The following is a 16,954-nucleotide window of genomic DNA, read 5'->3' as shown; positions in this document are numbered from 1 at the left end:
GACGCTAGATCCCGCGCCAGTGCGACGTCGCCCGGCCCACCCGCTCGGAGAAGCCCGATCCGACCAGCACCCCGATCGCGATGGCGACCACGGCCAGCAGTGCGTTGAGGAAGTCGCCCAGGCCGGCCACCTCCTCGTCGCCGATCAGCTGGGTGACGCCCTCCAGGCCGAGGGCTCCGGGCACGAGCATCCAGAACGCGGGCAGGAACGTCGCCGGTACCGGCGGCCCGCTCCTGCGGTCCTGCACGAGGTAGGCGACCGGCAGCAGGACCGCGCCGGCGACGAAGCTGCCGCCGAGGGAGCCGAGGACCGCCCCCGCGGCGAACTGCGCCGCGTAGGCGACGTACAGGACCAGGACGAGCCACGCGAACGTGCGGCCCGGCGCCGCGCTGGCGAAGAAGTGGCCGACCGCGAAGACGAAGACGCCGACCCACGGGGCCCAGGCGCCGAGGGTCTCGGAGGTGGCCGCGTGGTCCGGGAGGCCCGCCACCTGGACGCCCATCGCGATGCCGAAGCTGAGGAGCAGCAGGCGCTGGAGTCCGTACACGAGCCGCGCAGAGCCCGAGAGCATCGAGCCGGCCGCGAGCTCGACGGTCGCCATGGTGAGCGCTGCGCCGGGCAGGAAGACCACGAGCGCGGCGATCACCAGGTCCAGCGGGGCCGCGTCGAACGTCGGCGCCGCCCAGGCGAACGCCGCCCATGTGACCGCGAACGAAGCCGCGACCGGCAGGAGCATCGCGAGCGTGCGCTCCCGCTCGGCGACCCACTGCAGCACGCCGACCACGAGACCGAGCAGCAGGTACGCCGGCACGGCCCCCGCGGTCGGGTGCAGCAGCAGGCCGAGCCCGAGGGTGAGGATCGTGGTGCCGATGACGACCGAGGCCATCCCGAGCCGGCGTGGCCTGCGGAGCAGCTCGGCCAGCCGGGCCTTGGCGGTCGCCACGTCGAGCTTGCCCTGCCGGATGTCGTCGACGACCCGGTACAGCTGGTCGATCTGGTCGAGCCGGAGACTGCTCTGCGACGACGTCGGCGCGAAGTCCACCCGCGTCGAGGAGCCCGCCTCGATGCGCACGAAGATGCCGGTCGGCAGGACGAAGAAGCTCACGCCGTACGCGCCGTAGGCCTTCGCCACGTCGTCGAGGATCAGCGTGATCCGTTCCGCGTTGTCCTGCGCCCGACTCATCGCGGCCCCGAGGTCGCGCAACAGCTCGAGCACCTCCTCGGGCGCCTGGTCCGGCACCGGCGCCACCATCGCAGTGTCGCCGAGGGCGCGCTGCGCGATCTCGTCGATGCGCGCGATCACCCCGCGCCGGCGTGAGCGCCAGCGCCGTCGGGCCCGCGGGTCCCCGGCGTCCTCCACGCGCTCAGCATGCCGCCACGCCCTGTCGGCGTACTCGCCCGAAAGGGGGGAGGCGACGCCACGATCGCGGCTCCTACGGTCAGTGCACGCGAGCCACGGCTGGAGGGGTTGATGAGCGACACGGGTAGGGCTGGCGGAGTTCTCGCAGCCACGTGCCTGTCCACCCTGGTGGTCAACGCGAACACCTCGGCGGTGAGCATCCTGCTCCCCGCGATCAGCGAGGACACCGGCATGTCGGTCAACGACCTCCAGTGGGCGGTCACCGGCTACTCGCTGGTGGGCGCAGCCGTGATTATCACGTCCGGGTCGCTCGGTGACGTGTTCGGGCGCAAGCGGGTCTTCCAGCTCGGCCTGCTCCTGTTCGTCCTGTCCTGCGTCCTCATCGCGCTCGCCGAGACCGGCGGCATGGTGATCGCCGGCCGCGTGATCCAGGGCGCCGCGGGATCCACGATCCTCGCCTGCGGCCTCAGCCTGCTGTCGGTCGCGACGTCGGGTGACCAACAGCTGAAGTTCGTGTCGCTGTGGGGCGCGGCCGCGGCCGTCGGCGCCGCGGCCGGACCCCTGCTCGGCGGCGTCCTCGTGGGCATCACCGGCTGGCAGGGCCTGTTCTGGATCGACGCGGGCGTCGCCCTGGTCTGCATGGCGCTGACGTACGTCACGATCCAGGAGTCGCGTGACCCGGACCGGCCCCGGTCGATCGACTACCTGGGCACGGTGCTCATCGCGGCCACGCTGGTCCCGCTCATCTACGGCTTCACGAAGAGCGGCGACTGGGGCTGGGTCGACGCTCGGACGCTGGGCTGCTTCGCCGCCTCGATCGTGTTCGGCTTCCTCTTCGTGACCGTCGAGAAGCGGGTCGCCGTCCCGCTGCTCGACCTCGCGCTGCTGCGCAACCGCATCCTGGTCGGCTCCACGCTCGCGATCCTGATCGGCGCCGGGACGATCAACGGGCTGATGTACCTCCTCAGCCTGTACTTCCAGGACCCGGCGGCGCTCGACTTCAGCCCGCTCCAGGCCGGTGTCGCGACGCTGCCGGCCACCGTCGGGCTGGTCGTGGTCGCGCCGTTCGTACCGAAGCTCGCCCACAAGCTGGGCGGACGCCAGGTCATCGGCATCGGCTTCATCGCGATGGCGGTCGGATTCGTCGCGATCGGGTTCACCCAGTCCTCGTGGGCCTACGCGACCTTCCTGCTCCCCATCCTCGCGATCGCGGTCGGGATGGGCCTGTCGAACGGTCCCGCCTCCTCCGCCGCGACGGCCAGCGTCCCCCAGGAGCAGGTCGGCGGCGCGTCCGGCGTGTCCAACATGGCGCGGTACGTCGGCGCCGCGGTCGCCACTGCCCTCTGCGCAACCATCTACGCCACCGTCCAGGCCAACCAGCTCGACGACGGCGCCAGCGCGCCCGACGCCCTCGCCTCCGGTCTCGCGGCCGCGGCCTGGCTGATGGCGGTGATCAGCGCGCTGGGCATCCTGCTCGCCGTTGTCGCGATCCGCCGCCACAAGGCAGCGACGGGCACCACCCAGGACGCCGCCGCCTCCGCGGCCGCCGTCGTGCACACCATCCCCACCTCGGCCTCGGGAGCCGCCTCGTGACCGCACCGGAACCCTTCACGACCTCCGACTACGCGGCCCGGATGGCGCGCGTCGCCACCGACGCCGCGGCCGCGGGGCTCGCCGGGGTGATCGTGACGCCCGGGCCGGACCTCGTGTGGCTGACCGGCTACCAGCCGACCGCGATCACCGAGCGGCTCACGGCGCTCGTCGTGTCCGCGACGGCCGAGCCGGCGCTGCTGGTGCCGACGCTCGAGCGCCCCGACGCCGAGGCAGCCGCGGGCGCAGCGGCCGTCCGGATGGTCGACTGGACCGACGGCGTCGACCCCTACGCCGCCGCCGCGCCGCTGGTCAGCCCCGGCGGGACGTTCGGCATCTCCGACAACGCCTGGGCCATGCACCTGCTCGGCCTCGAGGGGGCGCTGCCCGGCACCCGGTACCGCGCGCTCACCCAGGCGCTGCCGATGATGCGGGCGGTCAAGGACGCCGACGAGCTGGTCCGGTTGGAGGCGGCAGGCGCGGCCGCGGACGCGACGTACCTCGAGATCGTGCAGGTCCGCTTCGCCGGGCGCCGCGAGACCGAGGTCGCCGCGGACCTGGCCGAGCTGCTGCGCCGCCACGGCCACGAACAGGTCGACTTCACGGTCGTCGGCTCCGGCCCGAACGGCGCGAACCCGCACCACGAGGCCGGCGAGCGGACGATCCAGGACGGCGACGCGGTCGTGCTCGACTTCGGCGGGCTCAAGTACGGCTACGGCTCCGACACGACCCGCACCGTCAGTGTCGGCGAGCCGTCCGCGGAGCTCCGCGAGGTGCACGCCATCGTCCGCGCGGCGCAGCAGGCCGGCGTCGACGCGGTCCGGCCGGGGGTCTCCTGCCAGGAGGTCGACCGGGCCGCGCGCCGGGTGATCACCGAGGCCGGGTACGGCGAGCGGTTCATCCACCGCACCGGCCACGGCATCGGGGTCACCACGCACGAGCCGCCGTACATGATCGAGGGCGAGGAGCAGCCGCTCGTCCCGGGCATGTGCTTCTCCGTCGAGCCCGGCATCTACCTGACCGGGCGGTTCGGGGTGCGGATCGAGGACATCGTGACGGTCACCGAGGACGGCGGCCGCCGGTTCAACAACACCGACCACGGCATCGCCGTGGTCGCGTAAACGAGGAGGATGCGATGAGCACCATGGACGTCCCCGCCGAGGGCGTTCCGGCGGAGGCGGGAGCGCGCAGAGCGATCCCGGCAACGCACTGGATCTCCTGGATCGCGCTCGCCATGATGACGACCAGCTCGGTCGCCAGCCTGCGGGCCGCGCCGACGATGGCCGTCTACGGACTGGCGTGCGTGTTCCTGTACGTCGTCCCGGCGATCGTGTTCCTCCTGCCCACCTCGCTCGTGTCGGCCGAGCTGGCCTCGGGCTGGAAGGGCGGCGTCTACAACTGGGTCTCGGAAGGCATCTCGAAGCCGATGGGCTTCCTCGCCGTCTGGTGCCAGTTCGCGATGACGATCTTCTACTACCCGAGCCTGCTCGGGTTCGTGGCGAGCACGCTCGCCTACGTCATCAACCCCGAGCTCGCGTCGAGCGGGGTGTGGACCGCGTCGGTGATCGTCGTCGTCTACTGGACCGGGGTCTGGGTGTCCTCGCGGGGCACCGCCGGGGTCGCCGGGCTCGCCAGCGCCGGACTCGTCATCGGCACGCTGATCCCAGGCGCCGTGCTGGTGATCCTCGGCATGGTCTTCCTCGGCCAGGGCAACGAGTCGGCCGCTCCGATGGACTCCAGCCACCTGCTGCCCGCCTGGGCGGGACTCTCCAGCCTGGTGCTGATCGTCAACAACTTCCTGTCGTACTCCGGCATGGAGATGAACGCCGTGCACGTCGGCTCACTGAAGAATCCGGCCAAGGAGTTCCCGCGGGCGATGTTCCTGGCCATGGGGCTGGTGCTCGTGATCTTCATCCTGCCCGCGCTGGCGATCGCCTGGATCGTGCCTGCAGACGAGCTCTCCCTGACGGCCGGTGTCATGCAGGCCTTCGACGCGGTGTTCGCGAACTTCGGGGCGCAGTGGCTGACACCGATCTTCGGCATCATGCTGGTCGCCGCGTCGCTGGGCGGCATGCTCACCTGGCTCGCCGGCCCCTCGAAGGGCCTGCTGATGATCTCGCGCCAGGAGGGCTACCTGCCGCCGTTCCTGCAGAAGCTCAACAAGCACGGCGCGCCGCAGAACATCCTGGTCACCCAGGGCATCGTGACCACGTTCATCGCCCTCGGGTACGCGCTGATCCCCGACGTGTCCAGTGCGTACTGGATGTTCTCCGTGATCACGACGCAGGTCTACCTGATCGTCTACCTGTTGATGTTCATCGCCGCGGTGCGGCTGCGGCGGAACCAGCCCGACCACGAGCGTGGCTACCGCGCGCCGATGCTGGTGGGCCTGTGCGGCGTGGGCTTCGCGGCCTCTCTCGCGGCCCTGCTCATCGGCTTCGTCCCGCCGGCCCAGTTCGGCGGCGGCAGCCCGGGCACCTACTTCCTGGTCGTCGGCGGCGGCGCGCTCGGCCTCGGTCTGCTCGTGCCGTTCCTCTTCTACAAGCTCCGCAAGCCCAGCTGGAAGCAGCCCGAGACCGAGGAGGTGTCGGCATGAGCGTGTACGACTCCCCCAGCACAGACGAGAAGCGCCGCCTCATCTACGGCGTCATCGCGGTCGTCCTGATCGCACTCGTGGTGGTCGGCCTGGTCGTCTACCGCGGCCACGAGAACTCCGAGGAGGCGAGCCAGAAGGCCGACGAGCTCATCTCGGTGATCGAGGAGGCCGGGTACGACGCGCCGGACAAGGACGTGATCGTCGGCGTGCTCGGCGACGACGGCGGCGCCACCTGCGCCGACCCCAACGCAGCCCTGAAGCAGGCGACGCTGCGGCAGATGATCTTCAACGGCTCCGGCGGACCGGGCGCGCGGCCGAGCGTCGCCGCCGGCATCTCGGTCCAGGGCGAGCTCGCGATCATCTCCGTCTACTGCCCCGAGGAGCTCGAGGAGTTCCGGGAGTTCGTCGACGACCTCGACTTCGACAACGACCTGGTCGACGAGTAGCCGATGGACCTCGACACCGTCCGGGCCGCCGTACAGGACCTGATGCCGCGCGCCCGTGCGGACCTCACCGAGCTGGTCGCGATGAAGTCCGTCGCCGACCCGCGGCAGTACCCGCCCGAGGAGTGCGCCAGCGCGGCCCGGTGGGTCCTGGAGGCCTTCGCCGAGCGCGGCTTCGCCGACGCCCGCCTCGAGGAGACACCGGACGGCAGCATGGCCGTCGTCGGCTCCCGCCCGTGCGGCGACCCGGACGCCCCGACCGTGCTGCTGTACGCGCACTACGACGTGCAGCCGCCGCTGGACGAGGCGGCCTGGCACACCCCGCCGTTCGAGCTCACCGAGAAGGACGGGCGCTGGTTCGGCCGCGGGACGGCCGACTGCAAGGGCAACATCGTGATGCACCTGACTGCGCTGCGCGCGCTGGGTGACGACGTCCCGGTGAACCTCAAGCTGGTCGTGGAGGGCTCGGAGGAGATGGGCACCGGCGGGCTGGAGGAGTTCCTGCCCGACCACACCGACCTGCTGCGGGCCGACACGATCCTGGTCTGCGACACCGGCAACGCCGCGGTCGGGAAGCCTGCGGTCACGGTCAGCCTGCGCGGCATGGTGAACGTCGTGGTGCGCGTGAAGGCGCTCGCCTCCGAGATCCACTCGGGCATGTTCGGCGGGCCTGCCCCGGACGCCCTCGCCGCGCTCATCGAGATCCTCGCGTCGCTGCGCGACGAGCAGGGCAACACGACGATCGACGGGCTGGACAACACCCAGCAGTGGGAGGGAGCGCCGTACCCGCCCGACGACTTCCGCTCCGACGCGGGCATCGTCGAGGGTGGCGCCTTGCTCGGCTCCGGAACGGTCTCGGACATGCTGTGGGCGCGCCCGGCGCTGACCGTGCTCGGGATCGACTGCTCCCCCGTGGTCGGCTCGGCCGCGGCCATCACTCCGGACGCCGCCGCGCGGCTGAACCTGCGCATCCCGCCCGGCACCACGCCCGGTGAGGCCGAGCAGGCGCTCGTAGCGCACCTGAAGGGCCACGCCCCCTGGGGCGTCGAGGTCGACGTCGAGGTCGAGGCGACCGGCTCACCGTTCCGCGCGGTCACCGACGGACCGGCGTACCAGGCGATCGCGGCGGCCATGGGCGACGCCTACGGCACGCCGATGTCCTTCCTCGGCCAGGGTGGCTCGATCCCGCTGTGCAACGTCCTGGCGGACACCTACCCCGACGCCGAGCTGATCCTGATGGGTGTCGAGGAGCCGGCCTGCCTGATCCACGCGCCGAACGAGAGCGTGGACCCGGGCGAGATCGAGCGGATGGCGATCGCCGAGGCGTTGTTCCTCAGCCGGTACGGCGGTTAGCGCACCATGGCCATCGAGCACGTCGACCTGGGCGCCGGTCCGGCGGTCCTCTTCGTCCACGGGTCCCCCGGTGGCTGCGACCAGGGCGAGCTGATGACCCGGTTCCTGACCGACTCGCACCGCGTGGTCGCGCCGTCGCGACCCGGCTACCGGGGCACGCCGCTCACCGACGACGCCCGCACGCCGGCCCAGCAGGCCGAGCTCCTGATCGGCCTGATGGACTCCCTGGGCATCGACCGCTTCGACGTCGCGTGCTGGTCGGGTGGCGGGCCGTCGGCGTACCTCCTCGCCGCGCGACACCCCGACCGCGTGGGCGCCGTGGTCGCGATCGCGGCCGTCAGCACGACGTACGAGGTCGGTCTGAAGCGCCGGGTCGGCATGGCCGAGGAGAAGCTGCTGATGAACCGCTTCGGCAGCTGGCTGGTCGGCAAGCTCGCCGACGGCGCACCGAGGACCGCGGTCAAGATGCTGCTCTCCGAGGAGGGCGACCTCTCGCGGCACGACGTCAAGGAGATCACCGCGCAGGTCCTCGACGACGAGGAGCAGCGCGCGTTCGCGCTCGGCCTCTTCGACACGATCACCGGCCCGCGGCGCCATGGCTTCGACAACGACATGGACCAGTACGCCGCGCTCGACCTCCCCCTCGGCGACGTGACCGCGCCGGTGCTGCTGGTCCACGCGCGCGGCGACGCGGACGTGCCGTACGAGCACAGCGTCCACGCCGACGGGCGCCTGCCCTCCTCGCGCCTGATGACGCTCGAGAGCGGCACCCACGTCTCGGCGTGGCTCGGCCCGGATGTCGCCGACGTCCAGGCCGCCGTCCGCGCGCACCTCAGCGGCTGACCGCACGACCCCGAAACACGGAAGCCGTCCTCCGCGTGGAGGACGGCTTCTCGCTGCTGCTTCTTCGGTCGGGCTGACAGGATTTGAACCTGCGACCCCTTGACCCCCAGAGCAGTCCGCTGCGTGCCGGCGCGTGCCAGGCAGTGTCGGCGCCCCTTGTTTGCAGCGTGCGGCATGCGCTCCGCGCCCCATCCAGTGACAAGCGGTGCCGGGCCGTCTGTGAGAGATCCCGTGAGAGGTCTGCTGGCGTGGCGGGTACCAGGCGGCCCCATCTCCATACGCAAGCGAACGTCCCCTCGGGCGATCTAGGATCTCGGGCGTGAATGTGTGGGAGTACCTGTCGACGGAGGCGGAGCGCGCGGACCGTCGGCGCGAACACATGGCGAGTTCGCTGAAGCGTTACTGGCTCGCGCTCGCGGCGGTGATCTTCGGAATCGTCGGGGCGGTTCTGTTCGGGCTGTCCTTCGACACCGAGACCACCAAAACGGAGACCTCGGGTCACCTGTGGTGGAAGGACGAGACGACAACCACGACGGAGGTTCCTTTGGGAACTCGGCTGCTGCTCCTGTTCATCGGGCTCGTCCTGCTCGCAATCGCGGCGCTGTGCGTGTACTTGTTCGTCAAGCGCTCGCGCCGAGAAGCGGCCCAGAGAAAGTATCTAGCGATCTTGACCGGCATCGAGGTCATGACCGTCCAGGAGATTGCAGCCAAGACAAGGCTGAACAGTTCCACCGTTTACCGCGACATCCAAGGCATGATTGATGCTGGCGTGATCGGTGACTTCTACATCGACTACAACTCGGAGCGGGTCGTCAGCACGAAATACCTGCCGAAGAGCTCGCACAAAACAGTTGTGGCCTGTCAATTGTGCGGGGCGCACAACGAGTTGATCGTGGGCATCACACGTGCCTGCGTCGCGTGTGGCACGCCGCTGGTCCTGAATACTCCCTGAGCCTCTCACCTACGCTGCGAGGCAAGGGCGACGGCGCCGGAACCTCGACTCACTACATACTCATTGGACTGATGAAGGCGGGACGCTATGGGACTGGTCAGCGCGGCAGTTGGTGCGGTAGGCGGAACTCTCGCCGACCAGTGGCGTGACTTCTTCGTCGCTCCTACCTTCGATGAGCAGACCGTAGTCGCTCCCGGGTTCTTTCAGGAGAGCAACCGCGGTCGGGGTAGCAATCGGTCGGCTTCCGCCAACGTGATCTCCGATGGCTCTCGCGTTGTCGTACCCGAGAATTCCGCTGTGATCATCACCGATGGCGGCGAGATCGCAAGCGTGTCGACCGAGCCTGGGTACTTCGTCTTCTACAACGATGGCCAGCCGTCGATCTTCAATGGATCCGGTCTGCGTGAGTCGCTCATCCGTCAGTCCTGGGAGCGAATCAAGTTCGGGGGGCAGCCGGCCCAGCAGCAGCTCATCTACTACGTGAACCTGCGGGAGATCCGTAACCTCCAATTCGGCACTCCCGGGTTACTTCCCTACAGAGACTTCTCGCTCGTTCCAGAAGGTGCCGGCCAGGCTCCGGTTCTGCGTCTAAGGGCACGAGGTCAGTACTCAGTGCGGGTGGTTGACCCAATTCGGTTCTTCCGCAACTTCCTCCCTGGCAACTTCCAGTTCTACTCACTGGCCGATGAGGCCGCGAGCGGACAACTCCGTCAGGAGTTCCTAACCGCGTTCCAAGCAGCAATCCAGTCCTTGTCTCGCACGACTGACATCGCGTCGCTTGCCTCGCACGGACCTGAGTTGGCCGCAGCACTCACCAACGAGGGCGGACCTAGCGGTTCATGGCTCGAGCGGTTTGGCCTCGAAGTGGTCGCGGCTGCGATCAGCTCAGTCGAGTACGACGACGCGTCGCGCGACCTCATGGACAAGTACAACAAGGGCCTGATGCTGGGTGGCGGCATCGGCAACGCGTACACGCAGACAACGATCGCCGACTCGGCCATAGCCATGGCCGAGAGCGGTGAGGGTGGCGCTGGGATGTTGGGACTTGCGATGGGTCTTGGTGCCGCAGGTGGAACCGTCGCCGGATTGAACCAGCAGACCGCTCCAACTGCACCGGCGAAATCAGACCCGGTTGCCGTGCTAGGACAGCTGAAGGAAATGTTTGATCAGGGTCTGATCACTCCCGAGCAATACGCTGCAAAACAGCAAGATGTACTCGGGCGGATGTGACCCAACTGACGCGAGAGGCCCGACCCGCCTCGGTACGTATGGCCACCGGCGTCGTAAGCGCCGCCGGACCCGGGCGATTCACAAACACCAATGCTCTCCGAGCCCGAATCGGCACCTCTCTGGCTCAGAACTTCCCGGAACCGGTGTCTTGTGTCGGGAGCGTGTGCTTCTCTTGCAGCACCGTCGATGGGACGGACCTGACAGGGAAGGACCTCGGAGAATGGGCTATGCCTACCGCTTGCAGCCCGCTCACCGACGCAAGATTCGTCGGATGCGGGAACTCGTGGATGCTGCGGACGGATCGCCCACGCCTGACGAGCTTGCGGCAGCCGAGGAGTACCTCGCCCTCCATGCAACCTGTGAGGCGTACGTGCACGCTCAGATGACCCAGACGGCTCCGCCAGAGCGACCGCGCTGCGCACAGGGCTACGGCAAAAGCGCCAAGGTCGCAGCACCCGTTCAGACGAAGGTCTGCCCGGTCTGCAACAAGCAGAAGTCAGTGCTCTCATTCGAAGACGCGCTGGGCAAGTGCATCAAGTGCAAGTACAAGAAGACCGGTAGAGCAACCAGCAAGGGCAAGATCGGCGACGAGGCAAAGAAGGCGGCGCCTACCCGAATCCGGAAGTGCCCAGTGTGCTTGCAGAGCGTGGCCTTCACGCTGAAGGCGAGCGACTGGACCGTGGACGCCCACACAAAGGCGACGCGCACTGGCGTGACCGAGTGCAGCGGAGGCGGGCAAGTCACTTATCGCGAGCGACGGGACGCCATGGATCACCTTGTCCCCGGCAGCTTTGAGGGCGGCAAGCGGCGGTAGCCGCACAGGACACGCAAGACCGCTTCTTCGTCGTGCGGGAGATCGGATGGGCCGAAGTAAACCTGAGGTGCGTAGGGCGAGCAGACAGCCAGTGGTAGATACGCTCCACTATGACGCGGTCTTGGCGCTCCCCTTGCACCCGTTGGCGTCGGCGACGTGGGCGCCGCGGAAGTGTCCGGACTGGCACGCCGCCAGGCTATGGCCCACATCTTGTAGCAACTCGAGGGGCGACTTCGCCAGCCGCCCCGCCCACCGACGACCGCCCGACCTTTGATTCAACCGCAGCGACGGTGGTCGCAGTGATGCAGGCGCCGCCCTGACAAGCCCCCGGCCCTTTGCCGGACGTGATTGGCGATCGGCGCACCACCGCAAATTGGCATGGATCGCCGACGCAATGGCAACGCCGGACCACTGGCTGACGGCTGACGGCTGACGGCTGACGGCTGACGGCTGACGGCTGAATCTCGTCGAAGACCGGCACCATTCCTGGGCCGCCAAACGCGCTCGTTGGGACACGTTGTCGGCGCCAACGCTTACGATCTGAACCGTGACCGAGAGTCCGGCGATCCGCAAGCGCAGCATCGCTGACGCTGCTGCGCTCGCGTTGGCAGACTTCCCCTCGGTGCTGGCAGTCGCACTCTACGGATCTGTCGCACGCGGCGACGCGGACGAGCACAGTGACGTAGACCTCCTAGTTCTGGTGAAGGGTGCTCGCGTGCGTTCCTCGATGCTTACTCGAGACAAGCCGAGCCCGCTGACCCACCCGGATCTGTCACTGTCGACCTACACGGTGAACGCGCTCGAGGAGCGGCTTCGCCAGTGGTCGCGGTTCGCGGCTCACCTACGACGCGAAAGCGTGGTTCTTCATGATCCCCAAGGCACGCTAACTGCCATCCTCCAAACTGAGATCCCTGTCTCCGTCGACTACGAGGTAGAACGGTCACAGCAATACCTCACGCGATACGCCCATATCGATCGGTTTGGCGGTCGCATGCTCTTTCCATTGGCCCACCTTTACAGTGTCGGGCGTGTAGCTGTGCTCGCGCGACTGTCGAGGCACGGCGAGCTCGAATTCGATCAGACCAAAGCGTTCGCCAAACTCCAGCACCTCGACCCAGCTTTGGCCGACGACATTCGAACAATTAGGTCTCTCGAGCCGTTCTACGACTACGTCAGACATGCCGATGCCGTGGTTGAACTCCCGTTCGACCCGATCGGCTCAGCCGCCGAATCACGGACACTTGAAGCTAGGGAAGCCGTCCTGCGCGTACTGGCCGCACGCGAGATCTACGATGCCAAACGTTGATCCGAGCGTATTCGAATTCATTGACGACATCGTCGTCGAGGCACGTGCCGGCGAGCCCATGAGGAGCGACTCTGCCGTCATCACGTTCGGGGAGTCGTTCTTCGACCAGTTCTTCGGCGCCCTGGGACACAACATCCGGGGGTTCAACTCCGAGGGGAAGAAACGAGCCGTGGCGTTCGTCGATTCGCTGCCTGATACACACGCCATGACCGAGATTAGACTGATCCTGGTTTCGTTTGAAGAATTCTGCGATCTCGTTAGAGAATCTCAGGGCAACTACGATGGATACGTCGTCGACTTTGACGAGGCCGTCGCACTGCTCAATCGAATTCTGATCGCAACTCAAGCATGGGCACATCACCTGTCCGCCGATTCGGCGCCGGCAGCCCTTTCCGCGACCCTCGCCGACGCGGTATCCAAGATCGGGGACCTTTAATGGGCCACCGGTTCGAGGAGTTTGAGGATGCAGAGCGTCTCCGGCTGGTCGAACTCGACTTAGAGATGACCAACGAGTTCATTCGGGGTGTCATCGCGACGAGCACCGCAGTTCGAGGAATTGCCGTCACAGTATGGCTGGCGCTCCTCGGGGTTGCCCTTCAGCAGCAACTCGCCTCCCTTGCCGTCCTCGCGTGTGTGGTTGCAGCCATCTTCTGGGTCCTAGACGCCTACTACGGATGGCTCTACGCGGAAGCATCCGTGCATGCGCGTGCATGCGAGACCTTGATGTCCGCCTACTACAACGCGATCAGCAGGGCCAAGGATGACCCCGGCGTGGTGGACCGCTTCCGCGTGACGCTGCGTGGAGAACATTTCGGACTGTTCCGAGGCTTTCGATCGGGATTCGGCATCAACCGCTGGTGGAACGCCCGGCCGACGATTTTGTATCGAACGCTCTACATCAGCATGCTCGGCCTATCGACGGTGGTCGCACTTCTACTGGCCACAGGGGTGCTTGCGTCGGATTCACCGCAGCCGGATCAGGATCCCTCGCGCGAATGGCACCATAGACACGACGGGTGACTCAGTCCCGCGGCCAAGATGACATGTCGGCCGGGTAGAGCGGGTGCCCGCTGGTTCCGAGTTGTCCGCCTTACAAGGGGACCGTGCCGCGACCTGCAACGTCGGACGTCGTCCTGAGAACGATCCAGTCACGAGGAGCGCTCTCGGCGGTCACTGCGCCGCGTGCGGTCGCGTTGGCCACATGGCCCAGATTGGCGGAAGCGTGAGTGCGAAGCTGTCCGGCAAGGAAGGTCAGATGAGACCTAGTCCTGCAGCCCCCGACCCGGTCGCAGACGAGTCCATTGGGTTTGAGAGGCTTCATCCATCGAGGTCATTCGGCTGTCGAAGGATCGCAGCAGAGCGTCCTGACCGGCCCACTCATGGTGCAGTAGTGCGGCGGCCGCCTCGTGGCAGTCGCGCCGGCCCACAGAGAGCAGCGCGACGAGCATGCTCTGTGCGTTATAGGGGTCGGGTCCGCGGAAGTTGCCAGCCGAATCGGAGGAGGGCGCTTGAGTGCCCTCTGAATCGTCTCCCAGCTGTACCACGGTTGCGACGAGGTCCCGCAGCCATACGTTCTCAAGTTCCTGGATCGACTGGCGTCCAGAGACGTATACCTCACCCGGTTCGAGGCGCGGGTTGTCGCGCAGCGCGCTGTCGATGACTCTGGCTCTGAAAGCCGCCGCCTCGAACTCGATACACAGGTACCCTAGCAGTCCTCGATCGATCGCGTCCGCCTGCGGTTGGCCTAGTAGCCAGAGCCAGGTATGCGCTGACAGCTCGTCAACCCTAGTCAGACGAGTCGCCTCCTGGGCGAGCTGATCGGACGTGTGCTCGTCCGCAAGAAGCTCGCCGAGCCGCATGGCGTACTCGTCGTTCAACAGCGGCCCGTACGACGGGTTCATCATCCGCTCAAGGAACTCGTTGGCGAGTCGCAGCAGGCCGCTCATGGCTCTATGTACACGTGCACGAAGCCGTCCTGCACGTATTGATTGACGATATCCAACGAAAGCTGAGGCAGATCAGCCCGAGCATGCGCGACAGGGGTCCCGTGCCTGGACAGGCGCCTTACAGTCGCAGCCTCGAGTTTCCTGTCCGCTGCCCGAATCGGCAGGCCGTCTTCAAGCAGGTCGAACTCCTCGTCCAGCAGGACCGAGAATCTCGCGTCGCGGAGCCGAGTGCTAAACGTGGGATCGATGCCACCGTGCGAGTCCCAGTCCGTGACTAGAAGCCACGTGTCATTAAGCGTGTCTGTATGCAGGTCGGCCGCCTGATCGGGCCGGAAGAGCACGCAGTCAATCTGGAACGTTGCCCTGAATAGGTCTCGCAGGAAGTGGTTCGTGTACGTGGCGTGAACCGTGAGCACTAGATCGTGAAATATCGGCTGGGAACGAACCCAATTGACATACGCAGCCTGCGCTGACGCCTTGCGTGCGTCGAACACTCGCCATGCCGGGGCATCGTCAGCGCGCGCTACCAGCCCGCACCTGCCATAAAGCGCCGTAGAGAGTGGGTGCAAGATCGGGCTGACGTAGGTGCCCGTGCCCCACGTGAGTGCCGGAGTCTGCGAGACCTTCAGGCGACCAGAGACGGTGTACTGCATCGCCCACGCACTGGGGACGTACTTGATGACGTAGCGGCCTTCATCCACCTCCAGCAAGCGGTTAAGGCCCGCCGTCGCGTAGTCGACGATCTCACGCTTAACCGCGTCCACCACGGTGCTTTGCATCGTTACGACTCACCGCCTGCCATGCCTTCGCGCCAACTTGCCCCAGCATTCAAGCACTATCTGTCCGGCGGCCAGCCTCGCCGCGCTCGCTCGACCTCGAACCAGGGTGCGACATACCGTCGCGTGACTGCTGCGCACCAATCGGGCAAGAGTGGTCGCTCGATCTATAGAGATCTCCTGGCTGGCGACATCAGAAATGACCTCGCGAAGGCGGTCCACGAGGGCGCGAGCCCAGACTTAACAGCTGCTGCACGTCTAGCCGGACGCTATGTGGGCGGATGGAACGACTCAGCCCTTGCCTCTGCGTGGCAAGCCGCTCGAGTGAACCCTCCATCCACCGCCGGTGATCGATCAGCAGGGGCATGACCACGAGGAGCCTGACCCGGTAGCCCGGACACCTGATCTGTAGCGATGATCGCTGCAGGAAGGGAGTTCGAAGATGCCTGCACCTCACCCGCCCGAGTTCCGTCGCAGGGCACTCGACCTGGCTCGTCAGCCTGGTGCGTCGGTGGCCCAGGTCGCGAAGGATCTGGGGATCAGCGAGTCCGGTCTGCGGCGCTGGATTGCCCAGGACGATGTGGACTCCGGTCGCAAGGAGGGCTTGTCGACCAGCGAGCGCGAAGAGTTGGTTCGGCTGCGTCGGGAGAACCGGCGCCAGCAGATGGAGATCGAGATCCTCAAGCGCGCTTCGGCCTACTTCGCGCAGGAGAACGTGCTCCCAGAATAGGGTTCCGGCTGGTCCAGGAGCTCGCCGCGGACGACTTCGACGTCGCGGTGGCCTGCCGGGTCTTGAACGTTTCGCGGTCGGGCTACTACGAGTGGCGTGACCGGCCACCGTCGAACCGGGACCTCGAGGACGCCTATCTGGCGAACACGATCGTCGACATCCATCGGATGTCGCGGTGTTCCTACGGGGCACCGCGGGTGCATGCCGAGCTGTCGCTCGGGATGGGGCTGCGGGTCGGCCGCAAACGCGTCGCGAGGCTGCTGCGGATGACCAGCCGGCGCGGGATCAGCCACCGGCACAAGCGTCGCCACCGGCCCGCTGAGGCGGTCCACCAGGACCTGGTGCAACGCCGGTTCGTCGCCGCTGGACCGGATCTGTTGTGGTGCACCGACATCACCGAGCACCCGACGCGCGCCGGGAAGGTCTACTGCGCCGCGGTGCTCGACGTGTTCACCCGGCAGGTCGTGGGCTGGTCGATCGCCGACCACATGCGTTCGGAGCTGGTCGTCGACGCCCTGCAGATGGCGATCTGGCGCCGCCGCCCCGAGCCCGGCACCGTGGTGCATGCCGACAGGGGCAGCCAGTACACGTCCTGGGTCTTCGGGCACCGGCTGCGTGACGCCGGCCTGCTCGGATCCATGGGACGGGTCGCCTCTTCGGTGGACAACTCGATGATCGAGTCGTTCTGGTCGACCATGCAACGTGAACTGCTCGACACTCGCGCCGTGTGGGACAGCCCCGAGCAGCTCGGCGCAGCGATCTTCGAGTGGATCGAGGCCTGGTACAACCCCCGGCGCCGGCACACCGCGATCGGAATGCTCAGTCCGGTCGACTACGAGCACCACTGGCAGCAACAACGCCTTCACACCGCCGCCAACGGCGCGGCATGATCACCACACCATCCGTGTCCGGAGAACCGGGTCAGGCTCCTCCATTGCATTCTGATGGTGCGTTGGATATGAGGACTCACCGTCGCACGCCCCGGAATCGGGGGCGCTTGTGAGAGCCCCGTGAG

General features: G+C 67.2%; 17 protein-coding genes. 14 read left to right on the top strand and 3 right to left on the bottom strand.

What is annotated here, in order from left to right:
* Window positions 1-4 precede the first annotated feature (4 nt).
* Window positions 5-1,360 (bottom strand): threonine/serine exporter family protein, encoded by a 1,356-nt coding sequence (locus tag ABD875_RS01930; protein ID WP_345170780.1) that lies wholly within the window; start codon window positions 1,358-1,360, stop codon window positions 5-7.
* Window positions 1,361-1,471: 111 nt separating this feature from the next.
* Between ABD875_RS01930 and ABD875_RS01925 the strand changes: the two genes are divergently transcribed.
* The 12 genes from ABD875_RS01925 (at window position 1,472) to ABD875_RS01870 (ending at window position 13,507) form a co-directional block, all read left to right on the top strand.
* Entirely contained in the window at window positions 1,472-2,953 is a 1,482-nt protein-coding gene (locus ABD875_RS01925) for an MFS transporter (protein WP_345170779.1), read from the top strand.
* Window positions 2,950-4,071, top strand: coding sequence for a M24 family metallopeptidase (locus ABD875_RS01920; RefSeq protein WP_345170778.1), 1,122 nt, complete (start codon window positions 2,950-2,952; stop codon window positions 4,069-4,071). The genes ABD875_RS01925 and ABD875_RS01920 overlap by 4 nt, the downstream gene beginning before the upstream one ends.
* A 14-nt stretch (window positions 4,072-4,085) precedes the next feature.
* Window positions 4,086-5,546 (top strand): glutamate/gamma-aminobutyrate antiporter GadC, encoded by a 1,461-nt coding sequence (gadC, locus tag ABD875_RS01915; protein ID WP_345170777.1) that lies wholly within the window; start codon window positions 4,086-4,088, stop codon window positions 5,544-5,546.
* A complete protein-coding gene (locus tag ABD875_RS01910; RefSeq protein WP_345170776.1) occupies window positions 5,543-5,992 on the top strand; it encodes a hypothetical protein in 450 nt (149 codons plus the stop codon). Before gadC ends, ABD875_RS01910 begins: the two co-directional genes overlap by 4 nt.
* Before the next feature lie 3 nt (window positions 5,993-5,995).
* Window positions 5,996-7,342: a dipeptidase gene (locus ABD875_RS01905; RefSeq protein WP_345170775.1), complete on the top strand. Its 1,347-nt coding sequence runs from the start codon at window positions 5,996-5,998 to the stop codon at window positions 7,340-7,342.
* Between the two features lie 6 nt (window positions 7,343-7,348).
* Window positions 7,349-8,185 carry an alpha/beta fold hydrolase gene (locus ABD875_RS01900; RefSeq protein ID WP_345170774.1) on the top strand — a complete coding sequence of 279 codons (837 nt, stop codon included), beginning with the start codon at window positions 7,349-7,351 and terminating at the stop codon, window positions 8,183-8,185.
* Window positions 8,186-8,504: 319 nt separating this feature from the next.
* The gene (locus ABD875_RS01895) at window positions 8,505-9,137 is read left to right on the top strand and encodes a hypothetical protein (protein WP_345170773.1); all 633 of its coding nucleotides are present in this window, start codon (window positions 8,505-8,507) and stop codon (window positions 9,135-9,137) included.
* Between the two features lie 87 nt (window positions 9,138-9,224).
* A complete protein-coding gene (locus tag ABD875_RS01890) occupies window positions 9,225-10,367 on the top strand; it encodes an SPFH domain-containing protein (protein ID WP_345170772.1) in 1,143 nt (380 codons plus the stop codon).
* 271 nt (window positions 10,368-10,638) lie between these two features.
* Window positions 10,639-11,181: a hypothetical protein gene (locus ABD875_RS01885; RefSeq protein WP_345170771.1), complete on the top strand. Its 543-nt coding sequence runs from the start codon at window positions 10,639-10,641 to the stop codon at window positions 11,179-11,181.
* A gap of 547 nt (window positions 11,182-11,728) precedes the next feature.
* Complete coding sequence (locus ABD875_RS01880) at window positions 11,729-12,487, top strand: nucleotidyltransferase domain-containing protein (protein ID WP_345170770.1); 759 nt, start codon at window positions 11,729-11,731, stop codon at window positions 12,485-12,487.
* Entirely contained in the window at window positions 12,474-12,923 is a 450-nt protein-coding gene (locus ABD875_RS01875; protein ID WP_345170769.1) for a hypothetical protein, read from the top strand. Before ABD875_RS01880 ends, ABD875_RS01875 begins: the two co-directional genes overlap by 14 nt.
* Window positions 12,923-13,507, top strand: coding sequence for a hypothetical protein (locus ABD875_RS01870; RefSeq protein WP_345170768.1), 585 nt, complete (start codon window positions 12,923-12,925; stop codon window positions 13,505-13,507). The genes ABD875_RS01875 and ABD875_RS01870 overlap by 1 nt, the downstream gene beginning before the upstream one ends.
* Before the next feature lie 242 nt (window positions 13,508-13,749).
* Here ABD875_RS01870 and ABD875_RS01865 read toward each other — a convergent pair whose 3' ends face one another.
* Entirely contained in the window at window positions 13,750-14,433 is a 684-nt protein-coding gene (locus tag ABD875_RS01865) for a hypothetical protein (protein WP_345170767.1), read from the bottom strand.
* Window positions 14,430-15,212, bottom strand: a complete 783-nt coding sequence (locus ABD875_RS01860; protein ID WP_345170766.1) for a hypothetical protein — start codon at window positions 15,210-15,212, stop codon at window positions 14,430-14,432. Before ABD875_RS01860 ends, ABD875_RS01865 begins: the two co-directional genes overlap by 4 nt.
* A gap of 439 nt (window positions 15,213-15,651) precedes the next feature.
* Between ABD875_RS01860 and ABD875_RS01855 the strand changes: the two genes are divergently transcribed.
* Window positions 15,652-15,939, top strand: a complete 288-nt coding sequence (locus tag ABD875_RS01855) for a transposase (protein WP_345170765.1) — start codon at window positions 15,652-15,654, stop codon at window positions 15,937-15,939.
* A gap of 47 nt (window positions 15,940-15,986) precedes the next feature.
* Complete coding sequence (locus tag ABD875_RS01850; RefSeq protein ID WP_345170764.1) at window positions 15,987-16,829, top strand: IS3 family transposase; 843 nt, start codon at window positions 15,987-15,989, stop codon at window positions 16,827-16,829.
* Window positions 16,830-16,954 lie beyond the last annotated feature (125 nt).

The organism is Nocardioides caricicola (assembly GCF_039541135.1).
Lineage (GTDB): Bacteria > Actinomycetota > Actinomycetes > Propionibacteriales > Nocardioidaceae > Nocardioides > Nocardioides caricicola.
Note: the sequence above shows the minus strand (reverse complement) of the source record. Positions and strands in the feature narration are given on the sequence as shown.